Here is an 18,048-nt window from a genome sequence, read left to right on the forward strand (position 1 = left end):
ACGGAAGCCCCGGGCGCGCCGGACGCAAGATCATCACATCCGTGCGGTCGGACACCACCGGGCGGGGTGGGCGAGGCCTGGACCGTCCCTTTCGGATCCTGCCGGTCAAGCCCGCGTCGTTCGGTGAGAGACGGTCTGGACCGGTGTGGTGAGCTGCCAGGGGCCCCAGCCACCGCCCGGCGCCGATTGGCGGATCTCCCACGTGCGGTCCCGGTTCCACTCCCGCGCCACCACGCGCAGCCTGCCGTCGGGCAGTTGTTCCACCAGGCTGGGTTGGCCCAGTCCCACGCCGGCTTCCGGTACCTGCCCCAGGGACTGCTTCGGGCCCCAGCCGGTGCCCGCGTCCTGCTGGTGGCGCCGTTCCATCGCGCCGGCGCCGTAGCTCCCGGAGGCGAAGGCGTCGATGCTGCCGTCGCGCTCCTTGAACAGCACGACTCCGCCGTGGTACGGCGTCGGCGCGAGACCGAAGCCCTCCGCGACGCTCCAGCCGCCCGCGCCGGCGTCGTCCCGCACCGTGCGGCAGAAGGAACCGTAGGTGGAGAACAGCAGTTCCAGCCCGCCCGCCGAGTTCTCGATCGCCGCGATGGCCTGGCTCTTCGGGCCCACGGTGGCCGCGCTCACCCGCTGCCACCCCCCGTACGCGCCGCCCGGCGCGTTCTGCTCGCGATGCCAGACGAAGGGCAGGCCCCTGGTCGCGGTGGCATCGTAGAAGAGCTGGAGCTGCGCGATCCGGCCGTCCGCCCGTTCCACGGAGAGCAGGGTGCCCGCCACCGGCGCGCTCGCCAGGCCCGCGGCCCCCGTGTCCATCGCGCACACGGGCGAGGCGGCCCGTGCCACCGTCGAGGGGGCCAGCGCCACCCCGGTGCACACCAACGCCATCGCGACCGCCGCGCGCGCCCCCGCCCGGACCCAGCGGCCCCGCATCCGTCCCCCGCGTGTTCCCATTCGGCTCCCCGTCCTCCCGACCGGCCCGTGCGGGCCGCACGCCCATCCTCCCGAGGCGGGGCAGTTCGCGCCGGCCCGCGGATTCGGCCACGCACCGCGTCACCGCGTCCGGATCGGGCCCCCGGCGGCGCGTACCTAGGTGATGACCACCGACGCGTAGGGGGCGCCCGCGCCACCAGGGTGGCCCCATGGGAAGTGACGTGGATCGTACGGAGATCGTGTTGTGGGTACGGGACGGCGCCGGGAGGTGGTCGGGCCGGACGGTCTGGGTGGTGGTGCTCGACGGGGAGGCGTACGTGCGCTCCGCGTTCGGGCGGCGCAGTGCCTGGTACCGGCGGGTCCTGCGGCGGGCCGAGACGGAGGTGGAGGCGTCGGCCGGGGTGCGGCTGGGGGTCGTGCTCCGGCCGGTGACGGATCCGGCCCTCGTCGAGCGGGTGTCCGGGGCCTACCGGGCCAAGTACGGGCTGCACTGGCCCGGTCCGGTGGAGTCGATGAACGGGGCCGAGGCGGCGGCCACCACCCTGCGCCTAACGGAGGTCGGGAAGGTCGCGCAGTTGCCTGCGTGAGGTGAGTCCGAGCTTGCGGAAGATGTTGCGCAGGTGGGCGTCGACGGTGCGGGGGCTGAGGAAGAGTTTGGCCGCCACCTCCTTGGAGGTGGCGCCGTCGGCGACCAGACGGGCGATGTGCACCTCCTGCAGCGTCAGTTGGTCCGAGGCCTTCGAGGTGCGGCTGCGCGCCTGCTCGCCGGTGGCGCGCAGTTCGCCGGCGGCGCGTTCGGCGAACGCCTCGACGCCGAGGTCGGACAGCGCTTCGTGCGCCCGGCGCAGTGCGGTGCGGGCGTCGCGCCGCCGGCCCTGGCGGCGCAGCCATTCCCCGTACAGCAGGTGGGCCCTGGCGCGGTAGACGGTCAGGGTGCCGCCCTCCAGGAGGTCGACGGCTTCCCGGTAGTCGTTCTCGTCCTCGGTCACCAGGGCGCGGGCGTAGGCCTCGACGCCCAGGCCCCAGGCGTGCCCGCCCGCGCGGGTGCGTTCGCGCAGGGCGGCCAGCGCCGCTGCCGCGGTCTCGGGTTCGCCGCAGCGTACGGCCGCCTCGACCAGCTCGGGCAGGACGAGGCCGGCGGTGCCGACGGCGCCGTGCTCGACGGCCAGTCGGGCGGCCCGCAGCGCGGTCGGGTAGTCGGCCAGGCCGTTGCCGAGCACGGCCGTCGCCCATTGGACGCTCAGGCTCATCCGCCGGTCCACGGACGCGAACAGGTCGAGGGCCTCCTGGCGTCGGCCGCGCAGCGCGGCCAGGTGGAGGCGCGGGTAGACGAGGGGGGCGGCGCCGGTGGCGTCGGCGATCGCCTCCTCCTCGGAGATCAGCTCGGTCGCGGTGCCGAGGTCGCCCCGGTGCACGGTCGTGGTGGCCCGCATGGCCAGTCCGATGGGCAGGGCGTGGAAGGAGCCCGAGCGGCGGCCGGCGGCGACGGTCCGGGCGGCGATCGCGTCCATGGTGTCGAAGTTCCAGAACTCGGCGGCCAGCAGGTAGCCCAGCGACGGGCGGGCTGCCCAAACCTGGTCGTCGGGGTCGGCGATGACGGGCCCGAGGATCTCTCCGGCCGTCCGGTGGTCCTGGCCCGCCAGGGCGATCACGCCGGTCAGGAGCCTGCTCGCGGTGGTCGCCGGCCCGTCCGGCGCCGGGGCCTCGCGGGCGGCTTCCGCCACCCGGTCGAGGTCGCCGAGGAGGACGCCCATCTCGATGGCGTCCAGGTGGCACTCCCGCGACCGGGCGGGGTCGGTGGCCGCCAGCCGGCCGGCGGCGCGCAGCAGGTGGGCGGTGGGGCCCTCGTCGCCCCGGCGGCGGACGAACGACAGCTTGCCGCGCAGCAGGTCGGCGCCGGCGGCCCGGCCGGGATCGTCGCCGGTCACGGTGGTCAGCAGTTCGGCCGCCGCGTCGAACTCGCCGGCCGCGAGCTTGGCCCGGGCGGCGGCGAGGGCGCGGTCGGCCCGCCGGTCGGGGTCGGCGGTCAGGGCCGCCGCGCGTTCGAGGAAGGCCGCCGCCGCGGCGAGGCCGCCCCGTTCCCGGGCTCGGGCGGCGGAGGTTTCGAGCCCGGCGGCGACCTGCTCGTCGGGGCCGGCGGCGGCTTGGGCGCGGTGCCAGGCCAGTCGGTCGGGGTCGGCGTTCGGGTCGGTGGCGGCGGCGAGTGCCTCGTGGGCCCGTCGCCGGTCCTGCGGTGCGGCGGCCCGGTAGGCGGCGGAGCGGGCGAGGGGGTGGCTGAAGCGGATGCGGGTGCCGAAGTCGACGAGGGGGACGGTGCCCGCCACGGCGGGGTCGATGCCGAGCAGTTCGGCCGCGCGCCACAGCAGGCCGGGGTCCCCGATCGGGTCGGCGGCGGCGACGGTGACCAGGAGGCGGGCGGGCGGCGCGAGGAGCTCCAGGCGGGAGCGGAAGCTCTGCTCGATCACGGCGGGTACCGAGTCGGGCTGCGCGAACCCGCCCGCCATTCCGGCGAGGCCGGCGGTCCGGGGCAGCTCCACCAGGGCGAGGGGGTTGCCGCGTGATTCGGCCAGGATCCGGTCGCGTACCCGCTCGTCCAGGGGTGCGCGGACCGCCGTGGCCAGCAGTGCGCGGGCATCCGTTTCGCCGAGTCCGGTCAGGTGGTGGGTGGGCAGCCCGGCGAGTTCGGGCAGGGCGTTCGCCTCGCGGGCGGCGAAGACGAGGGCGATGGGCTCGGCCGCGACGCGGCGGGCCAGGAAGGCGAGCGCCTTGGCGGACGCCCCGTCCAGCCACTGGGCGTCGTCGACGACGCACAGGAGGGGGCGTTCGGCCGCCGTCTCGGTGAGCAGGCCCAGGGATCCGACGCCGACGAGGAAGGGGTCGGGGGTGCCGGTGTCGAGGCCGAAGGCGACCTGGAGCGCGGTGCGGTGCGGTGCGGGCAGCTCCGTCAGCCGGCCGGTGGTCGGCGCCAGCAGTTGGTGCAGTGCGGCGAAGGGCAGTTCGCTCTCGAACTCCGCGCCGGACGCCCTCATGACGAGGAATCCGTTCGCCGCGCGGTGCAGGTGGTCCAGCAGCGCGCTCTTGCCGATCCCCGGCTCACCCCGCAGGAGCAGGGCGCCGCCCCGGCCCTGGCGGGCCGCGTCGAGCAGCGCTTCGAGCCGGCGTGTCTCGTCCTGTCGACCGATCAGTACGTCGGCGTCCGTGTTCGTTGCGGGCATGATCGCCAACCTATGCGGTGCTGCGCGCCAGGGGAATCGGGGAACGACCTGTTCCGCTCCTGACCTCCTTTCCGGGCGGGCCCGGGGCGAGTACCGGGCCGGCATCGGGGCGAGTACCGGGTGCGCGGGCGACACCTACGGCGCCCGCGTCGCCTATAGGTGATGACCACCGACGCGAGCGGGGGGCGCCCGCCGCGAGGGTTGAGCCATGAACCGCACCGCACCGCAACCGACCGGCACCGACCCGGCACCGCGGACCGCCACCGGATGGACACCGCTGGTCGTCCTGGCCACGGCCCAGTTCCTCGTCGTACTGAGCGCCTCGATCGTGAACGTCGCCCTCCCCCGCATCCGGGCCGGGCTCGAACTGTCCGACACGGCCCAGGCCTGGACGGTCAACGCCTACGTCCTCGCCTTCGGCGCCCTGCTGTTGGCCGGTGGGCGGGCGGGCGACGTGTACGGGCTGCGCCGGGTGTTCCTCGCCGGCGTCGGGCTGTTCGCCGCCTCCTCCCTGGGGGCGGCGCTGGCGCCCACGGCGACGACGCTGATCGTCAGCCGGGCGGTGCAGGGCGTCGGCGCGGCGCTGCTGGCGCCCACGGCGCTGGCCCTCGTCCTGACGCTCCATCCGGGCGGCAGGGCGCGCGGCACCGCGCTCGGGGTGTGGGGCGCGGTCTCCGGGGCCGGCGGGGCGGCCGGTGTCCTGCTGGGCGGGGTGCTGACGAGCCTGTACGAATGGCGTGCGGTGTTCGTGGTGATGGTGCCGCTCGCCCTGGCCGTCCTGGTGGCGACGTGGCTGCTCGTCGCGGCGGACCGGCCGCGCGGCGGAAGCCTGGACGCGCCGGGTGCGGTGACGGTGACGGCGGGGCTGGTCGCCCTCACCTACGGGCTGTCGGGCCCCTGGGTGATCGCCGCAGCCGGACTGGTGCTGCTCGGGGTGTTCGTGGCACTCCAGCGCCGGGCTCCCGAGCCCCTGTTGCCGGCGCGCATGAAGGTGGTGGCGCTGCCCGGTGTGCTGATGGCGCTGTTGGGCGCGGTCTGGCTCGGCCTGTTCTACTTCCTGCCTCTCTACCAGCAACGCGTCCTCGGCTACACGCCGTTGGAGGCGGGGCTGACCCAGCTGCCCCTCGCGATCGTGATCGCCCTCACCTCGTGGGCCACCGGGCGGCTGTCCGGCCGCGCGGTCCTGCCGGCGGGGCTGGCCGTCCTCGCGGTCGGTCTGGCCTGGCTGTCGCGAACGCCGGCCGACGGCAGCTTCCCCGTGGACCTGCTCGGGCCCACGCTCCTGATCGGCGCCGGGCTCGGGGTGGCCTTCGTACGGCTCACCGCGCTGTCCTCGGCGGGAGTCGCCGCCTCCGACAACGGCCTCGCCGGCGGGCTGGTCAACGCCACCCGGCAGATCGGCGGCGCCGTCGGACTGTCCTTCCTGACCCTGCTCCCCTCCATCGGCTCGGCCTTCCTGGCCTGCGCCGCCCTGACCCTCGTGATCTCCCTCCTGTCCGCCCTCCCGGCGCGGTCCACCCGAAAGGCCTGACCATGACGCTCGACAAGCCCTACCTCAGCGGCCACTTCGCCCCCGTCACCGACGAGATCACCGGTCGCGACCTGAAGGTGCGCGGCACCCTCCCGCCCGAGCTGAACGGCCGCTACTTCCGCAACGGGCACAACCCCAAGCCGGGCATCACGCCCAGCCACTGGTTCCGGGGCGAGGGCATGCTCCACGGGATCCGGCTGAAGGACGGGCGGGCCGAGTGGTACCGCAACCGCTGGGTACGCACCCCCTTCCTGGACGGCGTGCCGTTCACGGGGACCGAGCTCGACGTCAGCGCCGCCGCCACCAACATCATCTTCCACGGGGGCCGTTACCTGGCCCTCCAGGAGGCGAACCTGCCCTACGAGGTCAGCGCCGACCTGGAGACGATCGGGGTCCACGACTTCGGCGGCAGGCTCACCGGCGCGATGACCGCCCACCCCAAGGAGGACCCGGTCACCGGCGAACTGCACTTCTTCGGCTACGGTCCCTTCCCGCCGTACCTGACCTACTACGTGGCCGACGCCTCCGGAGCGATCATCCGGTCGGAGGTGATCGACGGCGCCGGCCCCTCCCTCATGCACGATTTCGCCATCACCCGCGAACACGTCGTCTTCATCGCCTCGCCGGTCGTCTTCGACCACGCGGAACACTCCGGCATCCCCTACCGCTGGCACGACGACGTCCCGCTGCGCCTCGGCGTGGTGCCGCGCGCCGGGGGCCCGGCCCGCTGGTTCGAGGTGCCCGACCAGGCGGCGCTGCTGCACGTGGCCAACGCCTACACCGACTCGCTGGGCCGGATCGTCCTGGAGGCGCCGTCCTTCGACCGTTCCGCCTGGGAGAGTTCGTGGAAGTGGTGGGTCGGCGCCCCGGGGTTCGGCACGAGCCCGGCGACCGGGTCGACGTTCCACCGCTGGGTCATCGACCCGGTCGGCGGCAAGGTCACCTCCGAGCCCCTGAACGGGCTGGTCACCGAGTTCCCGTCGATCAACGACGCCCACACCGGCGCCGACTACCGCTACAGCTACGCCATCGCCTTCCCGGGCGCGGGCCTGTCGGGCTACCACACCGTCAAGTTCGACACCCGGACGGGGAAGGAGAGGCTGCTGGCGCACGGTGAGGGTCGGATGCCGGGCGAGGCCGTCTTCGCACCCGCCGAGGGCGGCACGTCCGAGGACGACGGCTACCTGCTCACCATCGTCAGCGACCTCACCGCCGACGCCTCGGAGCTGCTCGTCCTGGACGCGGGCGACCTCAGCACCGTGGCCGCCGTGGAACTCCCCCGACGGGTGCCCGCCGGCATCCACGGCCACTGGATCCCCGACACCGACGACCGCGCCTGACCGGCCGGCCGCGCGCCGGCCGCCCACCGGCCGCCCGGGCCGCCCCTGATTCCCCCGCAGCGGCGGCCCGGGCCCCCTCCCCCTCGCATTGCGCCCCCGCCGAAACCGGCAGCGGCTCACACCGACCCACACCGACCCACACCGAGGAGTCGTCATGACCTACCCCACCACCATCGACGAGAACGCGCCCGTCGTCGCCGACCACACCATCCGGATCGCCGCTCCCCTGGAGCGGGTGTGGGAGCTGCACACCGACATCGGCCTGTGGCCCGACTGGCAGCACGACATCACCGAGGCCCGCCTCGACGGCCCCGTCGCACCCGGCGCCACCTTCCACTGGGTGACGGCGGGACTGACCATCGACTCCACCGTCTACGCGGTCGACGAGGCCCGGCACCGGATCCTGTGGGGCGGCCCCGCGCACGGCATCACCGGCGTGCACGAGTGGACGTTCACCCAGGAAGGCGACGCGGTCGTGGTCCACACCCGGGAGTCCTGGGCGGGCGCCCCCGTCGAGGCCGACCGCGCCCACCTCGCGGCCGCGCTCGACGACTCGCTCGTCTCGTGGCTGAAGGCGCTGAAGAAGGCCGCGGAATAGCTTCCCGGGACCCGGCCGGCTCGGGCCCGCCTCCTGCCGCGGCGGGAGGCGGGCCCTTCGTCGCGGCCTTGACGAACGCCGGATTTGACCAGCTCGCCATCGGTTGTCGAGAGTCGGGGCATGAGCGACGAACTTTCCGCATTCTTCAGCCTGGCCGTCACCGAGCGGCTGTCCGACTCGGTGACCCTCCGCCGGATCGGCGAGATCCCGGTCCTGGTGGTCGACCACCCGCGCGTCCGGGGCGTGGTCAGCCTCCAGGGGGGCCAGCTGATCGCCTGGCAGCCGACGGGTTCCGCGCCCGGCCTCTGGCTGGGCGAGCGGGCCACCTGGCAGGCGGGCAAGCCCATCCGGGGCGGCGTACCCCTGTGCTGGCCCTGGTTCGGGCCCTCCGCGTCCCCCTCGCTCCCGTCGCACGGCTTCGCCCGCAACCTCCTGTGGGAGCTGGTGGAGCACGACAGCGGCGAGGACTCGGTCCTGCTGACCCTTCGCCTGCGGGATTCCGAGGCGACGCTCGCGCTGTGGCCGCACGAGTTCACCCTGGACACGCGCATCAGGCTCGGTGCGGCGTGCGACGTCGAGATCGAGGCACACGGCGAGTTCGTCGCCACGGCCGCCCTGCACACCTACCTGCCGATCGGAGACCTCGGCACGGCGGAGGTCACCGGCCTCGGCGCCCCGTACCGCGACAACCTCCTCGCCGAGGACGTGGTGGACGCCGGCGGCGCGGTGACGCCCGAGGGCCACGTCGAACGGGTCTACACCCGACCCGAGAAGACCACCGTCATCGACGACAGGACCCTCGGCCGGGCCATCGAGGTGACGCACGACCAGGCCGGCGACGTCGTGGTCTGGAACCCGGGCCCGGAGCTGTCGGCGTCCATGGCCGACCTGACGGACGAGGACTACCGCCGCTTCCTGTGCGTGGAGACCGCGCGGATCAACACCCCCATCGAGGTGACGGAGGGCCGCCCCGGGCGACTGGCCCTCACCCTGCGCCTGCTCCCCGACGCCTGACGCCCCCGCGTGGCCCCGCCCCCCGTCCGGGGACGGGGCCGCGCCGCGGCCACGCGGGCCTATCGGTAACGGATCTCCTTGGCCTCGTACCCTTCGAGCCCTGCCGCGACGAGCGCGGGGACGAGCGCGTGCAGGTACCAGGCGAGGTCGGTGAACTCCGGCGCCGCCGGAAGGCGCCGACGGTCGCCGGCGGGCACGAAGGAGACGTCCTTCCGGCCGGGCATGAACATGAGCATCCCGCCGGTACCCGCCTCCGGATGGTGGACGTTGAAGGCCACGGTGTACGGCAGGTTCGCGGGCGCGTCGAGCAGGGCCAAGACCCCGCCGAGGGCGTCGGTGGCGCCGTCGTACCACTCGTAGGCGTCGTCCGCGTCGTTGATCATGTAGCTGACGCGTCCGACGGGCACTTCGACGGACCAGCCCGTTCCGGTGATCGCGTCCAGAACGGCGCGCACCGTGATCGGGTGCGCGAAGGTGAAGTCGATGTCGGCGTCTCTGGATCCCACGGAACCTCCGGCGGTCTGAGGGCGGTCCCGCATCCTCACCCGTGGAGTGCGAGGCCGTCGATCGAGTTTTCCCGGTCCCCCTGCCCTACGGGCGGGTCTACTGGGGGTGGGGCGACTCGCATCCAAGTGAGCCGCACCGTCCGGGCCCGGCCGGTCAGCGGGCGAGCGAGACCGCGAAGGGCGTTCCAGGGAGCCTTCGCCGGGCGTCGCGCGCGACGGGATCGACGACGCCCTGGCCGCGCGGGGCCTCGAACGGCGCGTCGTCGCCGCCGGGCCCACCACGGCCTTCGCGCTGCGGCTCGCCCTCGACACCGACCTGGTCGTCACCCTGCCCGACGCCGTCACCCGCACCGCCCGCGACCGGCTCGGCCTGATCACGCTGCGGGCGCCGCTCCCGCTGCCCGAGGTGCCGCTGCACCTGCTGTGGCACCGGCGCCACGACGACGACCGCGCCCACACCTGGCTGCGCGAGACGGCCGCCGCGACCGTCCGGGAGCTGTTCGCACCCCCGACCGCCTCCGAGGAGTCCGTCGGCCCCCGGGCGGTCTCCCCGGAGGTCAGCCGGTGATCGAGAAGAAGATCGAGCCGTCCTCGGCCCACCACCAGGCGCCCTCGTTCTCGGTCCAGTCCGCGGCCCAACCGTCGAGGGCCTCGATCAGCTCCCCGAGGTCGTACCGCAGATCGGCGTCCACGCGGTCCAGGGCCGCGCGGTAGGCCTCCACCGCGGGGACGGCCTTCGCCAGGGGCCAGCAGCCGATCTCCGGCGAGCCGTCCGCGGGACGGGGCACGCGGATCCCGATCTCCGCGGGCGGGCCGCTGAAGACGTACTGGTAGGGCAGCAGTTCGGCCGGGACGCCCGCCGCGCCGAGGGCGTCGTCCAGGGCGGAGAAGTAGGTGACGGGGCTCCGGTAGCTCGCCAGGGTCGCGCTGTCGCTCGCGTTGTGGTCGATGATGACCTGGAGGGCCGCGTAGTAGGCGCAGCCGGCGTATTCGGCGGAGGATTCGGCCTTGCCGGTCACCAGCTCCTCCAGGGCGTCCGGGACCGACAGCCCCCAGTCCACGCCCTGTTGGTCGAGACTGTCCTGTCGCGCCTTCGCCCTGACGCGCATGTTGTCCAGGCGTCGCGCTTCGTCGGCGCTCAGGTCCAGGGCGGGCACGAAGCGCGCGACCTCGCCGCGGTTCGCCATGCTGTAGTTCACTACCTTGCTCATGGGTGCATGCTGCCAAAGGGCACTGACAGCACGCTGTCCGGGGCCGATGCGCGGATGCTCGACGGGCGGGACCTGGCGAGTCAACGCACCCGGCCGACGGAGTCGGCCGGCGTGGAGCGGCCGAGGGGGCGGTCGCGGTCGGGTAGCCGGGGGTGGTGGGCGAGGGCCGACCTCATCTGCGCCGCCGTCTGGAACCTCCGCTCCGGGTCGGGGTGCATGGCCCGCATCACCAACGCGTCGAGGCCGGGGCTGACCCCGGGGGCAAGGGACGACGGTCTCGGCACGTGCGACGTCCTGACCTGGGGCGGCAGAAGGTCCCCGCGACCGGCCTCGGCGTCGCGATCGGCCTCGGCGTCGAACGGCAGCTCGCCGGTGAGCAGGAAGAACAGGGTGACGCCACAGGCGTAGACGTCACGCCGGACGTCCGGGGGCGCTCCCGCGAACGACTCGGGGGGAGCGAAGCGCGGGGTTCCGACGAAGCCGCCCGCGTGGATGCCGGCGTGGATGCCCGGGTGGATGCCGGGGTGCGCGTCCGCCACTCTGCCCGCTATGCCGAAGTCGAGTATCTTGACCCGCCCCTCGACGGTGATCATGATGTTGGCCGGCTTCACGTCGCAGTGGACGACCCCCGCGTCGTGCGCGTACGCGAGCGCTCCGAGGAACTCGTAGGCCATGGCCGCGCATTCGGCCGGCGTGAGCGCGGTGCGCAGTCTCAACCGGGCCAGGTCGCGGCCGTCGATGTACTCCATGACGATGCAGTCGCCGTCCCGGTACCTCCACACGTCGTGCACGGTCGCGATCGCCGGGTGGTTGAGGCCGGCCACGACCCGGGCCTCGTCGTGCGCGTCGCCGCCGCGCGCCAGGGCCCCCGAGGCCATCTTGATGGCCACCGTCCGCCCCAGGATCCGGTCGTGGGCGGCGTACACCCTCGACATCGAGCCGACGCCCAGACACGCGCGCACCCTGTAGCGGCCCCGGAGCACCTCTCCGGGGAAGGGGCCGGCCGATTCGGGGTTCGGGTCCGCCGGCGCCTCGGGCACGGTGGCCGGACCCGTACGCGCGGCCAGTCGGCGCATCGTGTCGCGGAACGAGGCCACGGCCACCACGGGCCCCGTGGACGGCAGGTCCGCCGCCGCGTTGACGGCCAGGACGAGCGAGCCCGCGGTGTCGCTGCCGGTGCGGTCCGGCCGGGGCAGCCCCCTGCTCGCGAGGGACCGCTTCACGTGCTCGTAGGCTCCGTCGACCGTGATCAGGGCGGGTCCGCCGGGTACGCCCTCGGTCATGACCGTCAGCAGCTCGCCGGTGAAGGCCGTGTACCGGTCCCCGGGTGGTGCCAGGGCGACGCGGTCGTCCCGCGCCGAGGTGAGGACCACGGTCCCCCGTGCGCTCGTGCCGGCGCGCACGGCGTCGGAGGGGCGGGACATGAGTCCCAGGTGGACCTTGCCGCTGAAGCAGCTGTCCAGGACGGCCACCTTCCTCGGGGCGCGTGCTCCGGCGAGCGCCTTGCGGATCCACTCGTACGACAGGCAGGACCACGGCTCGTCGCCCGCCGAACCGGTCAGGGACACGTGGAAGCGCAGCTCGTCGTCCAGGACGCCGTGGCCCGCGTAGTACACGAAGAGGGCGTCCCGGGCCCGGCCCGCCGCCGTGCGCAGCGGATTGACGACCTCGCCGGGGGTGCGCGGATCGGCGATGGTGACGCACTGCTCCTCGGGCAGCGCCCAGCCCTCCGAGGAGGTGAAGAACTGCCGCAGCGTCAGCAGGTTGTTGGCGACGGCCGGCAGGTCTTCGAAGTGCTCGTAGCCGGAGCAGCCGATGAGGACGGCCCAGGAGGAGGAGGGGTCGGGCAGGGTGGCCGCGGTGGTCTCCTCAGCCATTCTCGAGGCGGGCGGCCAGGCGTGCCACGACCTCCGGGTCCGCGCTGTGGACCTCGACGCGCACGCCGTCGCGCTCGATGGTGACCGTCGGCGGCTCGGATCGGGTGCGGCGCCAGAGGGTGATCGCGAGGACGAGGTTGGCCGTCTGGAATCCGCTGTCCACACAGAACTGGATCAGTTCGAACGCCGCCCCCATGGCCCCCTCGACGGGCGGTCCGGCCTCGAAGGAGAGCTCTCCGGCTTCCCCGACGTACTCGTCGTCCCGCAACCACTGGGCCAGGCGCCGCAGGTCCTCGCCGCCCGAGTCACCGCCGACCCGGATCTCATACGCGTGCGCGCTCATGTCTCCCCCGTCCGTGCCGTGGGCCCAGCTTGGCAGGCCGGATCTCCCCGCTCCAGCCGTGGATCAGGTCAAGCGGTGGCGCGAACCGGTCGGTTACCGGAGGCCCGTGCTCCTGCGGGAGCCTCAGCCACGGGCTGCGGTACGGCATCGTCCACGTTCCGGAAGCCGTCCGGTCGATCCGGGTGCGGGTGGCGTATCCCTCCCCGAACTCCGCCGTGGCCGGGTCGTGTCCGACAAGGTGTACCCCTGCCCGTCCGGGGCATCGCCCGTTCGGACGGTCCGGATGGCGATCCTGCACGCCGGGTGTCGGCTCCGGAACCGCGACGCCACCCGAACGGCCGAGCACGGACGCCCCCTGCCCGGAACGCCCGCGCGCCGCGACGTGCTCCCGTGCGGGCCTTCCTCCGATCGGGCCGCCCCGATGGTGGAAGTGGGCGGCGCTCGGGAGGGTGGGCGGGTACGGCCGCGGCACGGGGCGGAGAACTCGGGAAGGACGCGCGAGACGATGCACGACGAAGAACGGCGGGACGCGGAGTCGGCCATCGCGGAGAACAACGCGGCGATCGCGCGACGGTTCGCGTTCGACGACGGGCAGGACTTCGAGGACGCCGCCAGGGGATTCGTCGGGGCCTTCGAGGACGGGTGCGTCCGGGACGCCAGCGGAGCCGTGGTCTGGGACGCCGACGCCTACGCCTTCCTGGACGACGGCGACTGCCCGGACACGGTCAACCCGAGTCTGTGGCGGCAGTCCCGTCTGGTGTCCCGGCACGGCCTGTTCGAGGTCACCGACGGCATCTACCAGATCCGCGGCCTCGATCTGTCGAACATGACCGTCGTCGAGGGCGAGCGCGGGGTGTTCGTGATCGACCCCCTCATCTGCGCGGAGACGGCGGCCGCGGCCCTGGCTCTCTACCGCGCCCACCGGGGCGACCGCCCGGTGACCGGCGTGCTCTACACCCACAGCCACGTCGACCACTTCGGCGGGGTGCGCGGGGTCATCGACGACGCGGACGTCGCCGCCGGCGTCCCGGTGATCGCCCCCGAGGGCTTCATGCACCACGCGGTGAGCGAGAACGTGTACGCCGGCACGGCGATGGCCCGGCGAGCCGCCTACATGTACGGCGCGGCGCTGCCCAAGGGACCCCGGGGACAGGTCGGGGCGGGCCTCGGGCAGACGACGTCGACCGGGACCGTGGGCCTGGTCCCGCCCACCCTGACGGTGACGCGGACGGGGCAGACGGAGACCGTGGACGGCATCCGCATGGTCTTCCAGCTGACCCCGGGAACCGAGGCCCCGGCGGAGCTGAACGTTCACTTCCCCGATCGGTCCGCGCTGTGCCTGGCCGAGAACGCCACGCACAACCTGCACAACGTGCTGACCCTCCGCGGGGCGCAGGTGCGCGACCCCCGGGTGTGGGCGCGCTACCTGGCCGAGGCGGTCGACCTCTTCCTCGACGGCACGGAGGTCTCCTTCGCCTCCCACCACTGGCCCACCTGGGGTCGCGAGCGCATCGGCCGGTACCTGGGCGAACAGCACGACCTGTACGCCTACGTGCACGACCAGACCCTGCGCCTGCTCAACCAGGGCCTCACCCCGCTGGAGATCGCCGAGCGCGTGCAGATGCCGCCGGCGCTGGAACGCGCCTGGCACACCCACGGCTACTACGGCTCGCTGAGCCACAACACCAAGGCGGTCTACCAGCGCTACCTGGGCTGGTTCGACGGCAACCCGGCCCACCTGTGGCAGCACCCGCCGGCCGAGGCCGCCCGGCGCTACGTCGCGTGCATGGGCGGGGCGCGGAGGGTGCTGGAGCAGGCCCGTGCCTCGTTCGCCGAGGGCGACTTCCGGTGGGTGGCCCAGATCGTCGACCACGTGGTCTTCGCGGACCCCGACAACGCCGAGGCCCGTACCCTCCAGGCGCGGGCGCTGGAGCAGCTCGGCTACGGCAGCGAGAACGGAACCTGGCGCAACTTCTACCTGATGGGCGCCCACGAACTGCGCCACGGCAACGTCGGCACCCCCACCGTCCCCACCTCCCCGGACCTGATCGCGGCGCTCACCCTCGATCAGCTCTTCGACTCCCTCGCGATCCGGGTCGACGCGCCCGCCTGCTGGGACGAGACCATCGACGTCCTCTGGATCCTCGACGACGGCCGGCGGATCACCCAGCACCTGCGCAACGGCGTCCTCAGCCACACCTTCGGGGCGCGGACGACCACCGGTCGGCCGGACGTGGAGATCGCGCTCGGCGAGAGCGACCTGCGGGCGCTGCTCATGGGCACGATCCCGGCGGACGAGATCGCCCGGCACGCCCGTGTCGGCGGCGATCCCGCCCGGCTGGTCCGGCTCCTCGGAGCCCTCGACGCCCCGGACCCCGACTTCGCCATCGTGACCCCCTGACGGGGGCGGCGGCGCGGGGGCTCATTCGCAGGCGACGCCGTCGCCGTCGCGGTCGAGGTGGCGTCCGTACCCGGGGTCTCCCCTGCGGATGGGGTTCGCCCCCGCCGCCCTGACGGCGGAGCAGTTGCGGTACGAGACGCCGTCTCCGCCGGGGTTCGGGCCACCCACGACGGCGCTCCTGTCGGCCGGCGTGGTCTCGGCGGTCCTCGGCTTGCCGTCGTCGGCGGCGGGGGTGCGCGGCCGGCTCGGCGGCGGGGCGGGAACGGCCGCGGCCGGGCTCGGCGGCGTGGTCGGCCCGTCGGTCCCCGGTGACGGCGTCGCCCCGGTCCGGGGCGACGACCTCGGCGAGCCGACGCCGGACCTCCTGCGCGAAGTCCATCCGGCCGACGTCGTGGTGGGCGGCGAGCCGTCAGCGCGCTCCCGCGGTGCGGCCGAGGAGTTCGGTGACGCGCATGAAGCCGTCCGCGCCGTGGCCGAGGCCGATGGCGCGGCGGGCCTGCCCCTCCGCCGCGCGCAGGACCGAGGCGTCGATGCCGTGCGCTTCCGAAGCCTCCACGATGTGTGCCATGGAGGAGACGGCCGAGGTGATCGGGTTGCCCTCGCCCGAGTAGCCGCCGCCGTCCACGTCCTCGGCGGCCTCCGCGAAGATCCCGGGAAGGATGGCGCCGATGCCCTGGGCGAAGGGGGCGAGTTCGCGGGCGGTGATGCCCTCGGCCCGGGCCACCGCGAGGGCGTGGGCGTAGCCCGCCATGGCGGTCCAGAACACGTCCAGCAGGGCGATGTCGTAGGCGGCGGCCCGGCCGATCTCCTCCCCGAGGTGGTGGTGGGATCCGCGGAGGGTGTCGAGCACCGGACGCAGTTCGGCGTGGAGGTCGGCCGGACCGCTGTACAGGAAGACGGCGTCGGGGCCGCCGATCGTCGCCGCCGGGGTCATGATCGCTCCGTCGAGGTAGCGGATGCCGTGCCGGGAGGCCCAGGCGGCGGCGTCCCGGGCGCGGGCGGGGGTGTCGGCGGTGAGGCTGACGACGGCACGGCCCTCGAGGGCGTCGGTGACGGCCCGATCCCGTAGGACGGAGTCGGCGGCGTCGTGGTTCACGACGCAGACGACGGTCAGCGGGCTCGCCGCCACCGCCTCCGCGGCGCCGCGGGCCCCGGTCGCACCGAGGTCGACGAGCTCCCGGTCCCGGCCGGGGGTCCTGTTCCAGACCGTGGTCCGCAGGCCTGCGGCGAGGAACGCGCCGGCCAGTGCCCGCCCCATCGGCCCCAGGCCGATCACGGTCACGTCGGTGGACGGGGAATGCGGTGCGGTCACGAAGGTGCTCCTTGGAAGTGGGCGAGTGGGCCCGTCGGTGAACACGAGGAAGAAGAGGGGTCGGGGGATGACGCGTGGCCGGGCACAGGACCCGAACGTGTGCGGGGTGACCGCCGCGATCGCGGTGATCGACGGGAAATGGAAGACCACCCTGCTGTGGCTGCTGGAGTCCGGTCCGATGCGCCCGGGTGCGCTGCGCCGCATGTTGCCGGGCCTGAGCGAGAAGGTGATGACGCAGGCGCTGCGCGAGATGGAGGAGGACGAGCTCGTGCACCGGGAGGTGTTCGAGGTCCGGCCGCCGAAGACCGAGTACTCGCTGACCGCCTACGGGCGTGAACTGTCCGAGGCGCTCGGCCCCGTATCGCGGTGGGGCCACGGTCGGCTGGACCGGCTGGAAAGCTCGCGCTCCCGGGCCGCGTCCTGAGCCGTCGTTTCCTCCTCGCGTGTCGTGCGGCCCCCGACACCTCCCACCTTGGCGCGTACGGGTCCGTCCGCCAAGTACCCACAAAAAGGTGGGTGTCGGGGCCGCCGTTCGCGCCGGCGTGGGGCGCCCGCGGCGAGCTGGGCGGGCGCCCGTTGGAAGCGCTCTCAGTGCGCCCGTGGCGGCGTTAAGCTGTAGAGGATCCGGCGACGGCACAGGTCCGCACCACCGTGCGCGTCGCCGCCCCCGTCGACGAGGAGCGACCGCCTTGCCCGAGCAGTCCCCCGGTTCCCGCCCCACCCTGGAGGCCGTCGCGGCGCGCGCGGGGGTCTCCCGGGCCACCGCCTCGCGGGTCGTCAACGGGGGCGACGGGGTCCGCAAACCGCTGGTCGACAAGGTGCTCCGGGCGGTCGACGAGCTCGGCTACGTCCCCAACCACGCGGCCCGGACCCTGGTGACCCGGCGGACGGGCGCGGTGGCCGTCATCATCGCGGAGCCGGAGGTGCGGATCTTCTCGGACCCCTTCTTCTCCCAGCAGATCCGGGGCGTCAGCAAGGAGTTGACCGCCCACGACACCCAGCTCGTGCTGCTGCTGGTGGAGGGGCCGGGGGACTTCGGCCGGATCACCCGGTACCTGTCCGGCGGGCACGTGGACGGCGCGCTCGCCTTCTCCCTGCACACCGACGACCCGCTGCCCGAGATCACCCGGCGGGCGGGGATTCCGACCGTGTTCGGGGGGCGGCCCGGCTGGACGGCGGCCCCCGGCGAACGGGCCGTCCCGTACGTCGACGCCGACAACCGGGGCGGGGCCCGCGTCGCCGTGCAGTACCTGCGGGACCTCGGGCGCGAGCGGATCGCCCACATCGGCGGGCCGTCCGACCAGACCTCGGCGATGGACCGCTTCGACGGCTACCGGGACGTGTTGGTGGACACCGATCCCACGCTCGTCGCCGCGGGCGACTTCACCGTGGAGAGCGGGGCGCGGGCGATGGCCGAGCTGCTGGAACGCCGGCCCGACCTGGACGCGGTGTTCGTCGCCAACGATCTGATGGCCTCGGGGGCCCTGCGGATCCTGCGGGAGCGTGGGATCGCGGTGCCCGAGCAGGTGGCGGTGGTCGGGTTCGACGACATGGATCCGGTGGCCAGGGAGACCGACCCGCCGCTGACCACCGTCAGGCAGGACATCGAGGGCCAGGGGCGGCTGATGGCACGGCTGCTGCTGCGCAACCTCGACCGCACCGGGAACGGCGCGGCGCCGGACTCGGTGATCACCCCGACCACGCTGGTGCGGCGCGCCTCGGCCTGAGCCCGGATATCGGATCCGGTTCCCGACGTACGCGTACGGCGGGCCCCGC

Annotated in this window: 17 protein-coding genes; 9 read left to right on the top strand and 8 right to left on the bottom strand. The window is 74.0% G+C overall.

Annotated elements, in window-relative coordinates; all coding sequences use genetic code 11:
• Window positions 1-105: 105 nt before the first annotated feature.
• Window positions 106-945, bottom strand: a complete 840-nt coding sequence (locus tag ACZ6ZI_RS22850) for a PLL family lectin (protein ID WP_469523716.1) — start codon at window positions 943-945, stop codon at window positions 106-108.
• A 188-nt stretch (window positions 946-1,133) separates the two neighbouring features.
• Here ACZ6ZI_RS22850 and ACZ6ZI_RS22855 point away from each other — a divergent pair, with 188 nt between their 5' ends.
• Entirely contained in the window at window positions 1,134-1,511 is a 378-nt protein-coding gene (locus ACZ6ZI_RS22855; protein WP_469523718.1) for a DUF2255 family protein, read from the top strand.
• Here ACZ6ZI_RS22855 and ACZ6ZI_RS22860 read toward each other — a convergent pair.
• Window positions 1,473-4,139: an AAA family ATPase gene (locus ACZ6ZI_RS22860; RefSeq protein ID WP_469523720.1), complete on the bottom strand. Its 2,667-nt coding sequence runs from the start codon at window positions 4,137-4,139 to the stop codon at window positions 1,473-1,475. The two genes, ACZ6ZI_RS22855 and ACZ6ZI_RS22860, sit on opposite strands and share 39 nt — an antisense overlap.
• A gap of 208 nt (window positions 4,140-4,347) precedes the next feature.
• Between ACZ6ZI_RS22860 and ACZ6ZI_RS22865 the strand changes: the two genes are divergently transcribed.
• The 4 genes from ACZ6ZI_RS22865 (at window position 4,348) to ACZ6ZI_RS22880 (ending at window position 8,622) form a co-directional block, all read left to right on the top strand.
• Window positions 4,348-5,670, top strand: coding sequence for an MFS transporter (locus ACZ6ZI_RS22865; RefSeq protein WP_469523721.1), 1,323 nt, complete (start codon window positions 4,348-4,350; stop codon window positions 5,668-5,670).
• Between the two features lie 2 nt (window positions 5,671-5,672).
• Complete coding sequence (locus ACZ6ZI_RS22870; RefSeq protein WP_469523723.1) at window positions 5,673-7,010, top strand: carotenoid oxygenase family protein; 1,338 nt, start codon at window positions 5,673-5,675, stop codon at window positions 7,008-7,010.
• 154 nt (window positions 7,011-7,164) lie between these two features.
• On the top strand, window positions 7,165-7,608 hold the full coding sequence (locus ACZ6ZI_RS22875; RefSeq protein WP_469523725.1) for an SRPBCC family protein: 444 nt from the start codon (window positions 7,165-7,167) through the stop codon (window positions 7,606-7,608).
• A gap of 120 nt (window positions 7,609-7,728) precedes the next feature.
• Window positions 7,729-8,622, top strand: coding sequence for a D-hexose-6-phosphate mutarotase (locus tag ACZ6ZI_RS22880; protein WP_469523726.1), 894 nt, complete (start codon window positions 7,729-7,731; stop codon window positions 8,620-8,622).
• Window positions 8,623-8,681: 59 nt separating this feature from the next.
• Here ACZ6ZI_RS22880 and ACZ6ZI_RS22885 read toward each other — a convergent pair whose 3' ends face one another.
• A complete protein-coding gene (locus ACZ6ZI_RS22885) occupies window positions 8,682-9,128 on the bottom strand; it encodes a hypothetical protein (RefSeq protein ID WP_469523727.1) in 447 nt (148 codons plus the stop codon).
• A gap of 232 nt (window positions 9,129-9,360) precedes the next feature.
• Here ACZ6ZI_RS22885 and ACZ6ZI_RS22890 point away from each other — a divergent pair, with 232 nt between their 5' ends.
• Window positions 9,361-9,696, top strand: a complete 336-nt coding sequence (locus ACZ6ZI_RS22890) for a type 2 periplasmic-binding domain-containing protein (RefSeq protein ID WP_469524010.1) — start codon at window positions 9,361-9,363, stop codon at window positions 9,694-9,696.
• On the opposite strand, the gene ACZ6ZI_RS22895 is transcribed toward ACZ6ZI_RS22890, so the two are convergent.
• The 3 genes from ACZ6ZI_RS22895 to ACZ6ZI_RS22905 all read right to left on the bottom strand — a co-directional run bounded on the left by ACZ6ZI_RS22895 (window position 9,686) and on the right by ACZ6ZI_RS22905 (window position 12,559).
• Entirely contained in the window at window positions 9,686-10,339 is a 654-nt protein-coding gene (locus tag ACZ6ZI_RS22895; protein ID WP_469523729.1) for a DUF7691 family protein, read from the bottom strand. The genes ACZ6ZI_RS22890 and ACZ6ZI_RS22895 overlap by 11 nt on opposite strands.
• Before the next feature lie 80 nt (window positions 10,340-10,419).
• Window positions 10,420-12,216 (bottom strand): caspase, EACC1-associated type, encoded by a 1,797-nt coding sequence (locus ACZ6ZI_RS22900; protein WP_469523730.1) that lies wholly within the window; start codon window positions 12,214-12,216, stop codon window positions 10,420-10,422.
• Window positions 12,209-12,559: an effector-associated constant component EACC1 gene (locus ACZ6ZI_RS22905; RefSeq protein ID WP_469523732.1), complete on the bottom strand. Its 351-nt coding sequence runs from the start codon at window positions 12,557-12,559 to the stop codon at window positions 12,209-12,211. The genes ACZ6ZI_RS22900 and ACZ6ZI_RS22905 overlap by 8 nt, the downstream gene beginning before the upstream one ends.
• Window positions 12,560-13,064: 505 nt before the next feature.
• Here ACZ6ZI_RS22905 and ACZ6ZI_RS22910 point away from each other — a divergent pair.
• Entirely contained in the window at window positions 13,065-14,960 is a 1,896-nt protein-coding gene (locus ACZ6ZI_RS22910) for an alkyl/aryl-sulfatase (protein ID WP_469523734.1), read from the top strand.
• Between the two features lie 21 nt (window positions 14,961-14,981).
• Here the strand turns inward: ACZ6ZI_RS22910 and ACZ6ZI_RS22915 are convergent, their stop codons facing one another.
• Complete coding sequence (locus tag ACZ6ZI_RS22915; RefSeq protein WP_469523736.1) at window positions 14,982-15,128, bottom strand: excalibur calcium-binding domain-containing protein; 147 nt, start codon at window positions 15,126-15,128, stop codon at window positions 14,982-14,984.
• 241 nt (window positions 15,129-15,369) lie between these two features.
• The gene (locus tag ACZ6ZI_RS22920; protein WP_469523737.1) at window positions 15,370-16,272 is read right to left on the bottom strand and encodes an NAD(P)-dependent oxidoreductase; all 903 of its coding nucleotides are present in this window, start codon (window positions 16,270-16,272) and stop codon (window positions 15,370-15,372) included.
• Window positions 16,273-16,339: 67 nt separating this feature from the next.
• Here ACZ6ZI_RS22920 and ACZ6ZI_RS22925 point away from each other — a divergent pair, with 67 nt between their 5' ends.
• Both ACZ6ZI_RS22925 and ACZ6ZI_RS22930 read left to right on the top strand, forming a co-directional pair.
• Window positions 16,340-16,696, top strand: a complete 357-nt coding sequence (locus ACZ6ZI_RS22925) for a winged helix-turn-helix transcriptional regulator (protein WP_469523739.1) — start codon at window positions 16,340-16,342, stop codon at window positions 16,694-16,696.
• A 265-nt stretch (window positions 16,697-16,961) separates the two neighbouring features.
• Window positions 16,962-17,999, top strand: a complete 1,038-nt coding sequence (locus ACZ6ZI_RS22930; RefSeq protein WP_469523741.1) for a LacI family DNA-binding transcriptional regulator — start codon at window positions 16,962-16,964, stop codon at window positions 17,997-17,999.
• Window positions 18,000-18,048 lie beyond the last annotated feature (49 nt).

It is taken from the genome of Streptomyces sp. NPDC103540 (assembly GCF_055584445.1).

Coding starts and splice junctions, on each gene's coding strand:
- ACZ6ZI_RS22850 (WP_469523716.1), bottom strand. CDS start 945: ATGGGAACACGCGGGGGACGGATGCGGGGCCGCTGGGTCCGGGCGGGG.
- ACZ6ZI_RS22855 (WP_469523718.1), top strand. CDS start 1,134: ATGGGAAGTGACGTGGATCGTACGGAGATCGTGTTGTGGGTACGGGAC.
- ACZ6ZI_RS22860 (WP_469523720.1), bottom strand. CDS start 4,139: ATGCCCGCAACGAACACGGACGCCGACGTACTGATCGGTCGACAGGAC.
- ACZ6ZI_RS22865 (WP_469523721.1), top strand. CDS start 4,348: ATGAACCGCACCGCACCGCAACCGACCGGCACCGACCCGGCACCGCGG.
- ACZ6ZI_RS22870 (WP_469523723.1), top strand. CDS start 5,673: ATGACGCTCGACAAGCCCTACCTCAGCGGCCACTTCGCCCCCGTCACC.
- ACZ6ZI_RS22875 (WP_469523725.1), top strand. CDS start 7,165: ATGACCTACCCCACCACCATCGACGAGAACGCGCCCGTCGTCGCCGAC.
- ACZ6ZI_RS22880 (WP_469523726.1), top strand. CDS start 7,729: ATGAGCGACGAACTTTCCGCATTCTTCAGCCTGGCCGTCACCGAGCGG.
- ACZ6ZI_RS22895 (WP_469523729.1), bottom strand. CDS start 10,339: ATGAGCAAGGTAGTGAACTACAGCATGGCGAACCGCGGCGAGGTCGCG.
- ACZ6ZI_RS22900 (WP_469523730.1), bottom strand. CDS start 12,216: ATGGCTGAGGAGACCACCGCGGCCACCCTGCCCGACCCCTCCTCCTCC.
- ACZ6ZI_RS22905 (WP_469523732.1), bottom strand. CDS start 12,559: ATGAGCGCGCACGCGTATGAGATCCGGGTCGGCGGTGACTCGGGCGGC.
- ACZ6ZI_RS22910 (WP_469523734.1), top strand. CDS start 13,065: ATGCACGACGAAGAACGGCGGGACGCGGAGTCGGCCATCGCGGAGAAC.
- ACZ6ZI_RS22925 (WP_469523739.1), top strand. CDS start 16,340: ATGACGCGTGGCCGGGCACAGGACCCGAACGTGTGCGGGGTGACCGCC.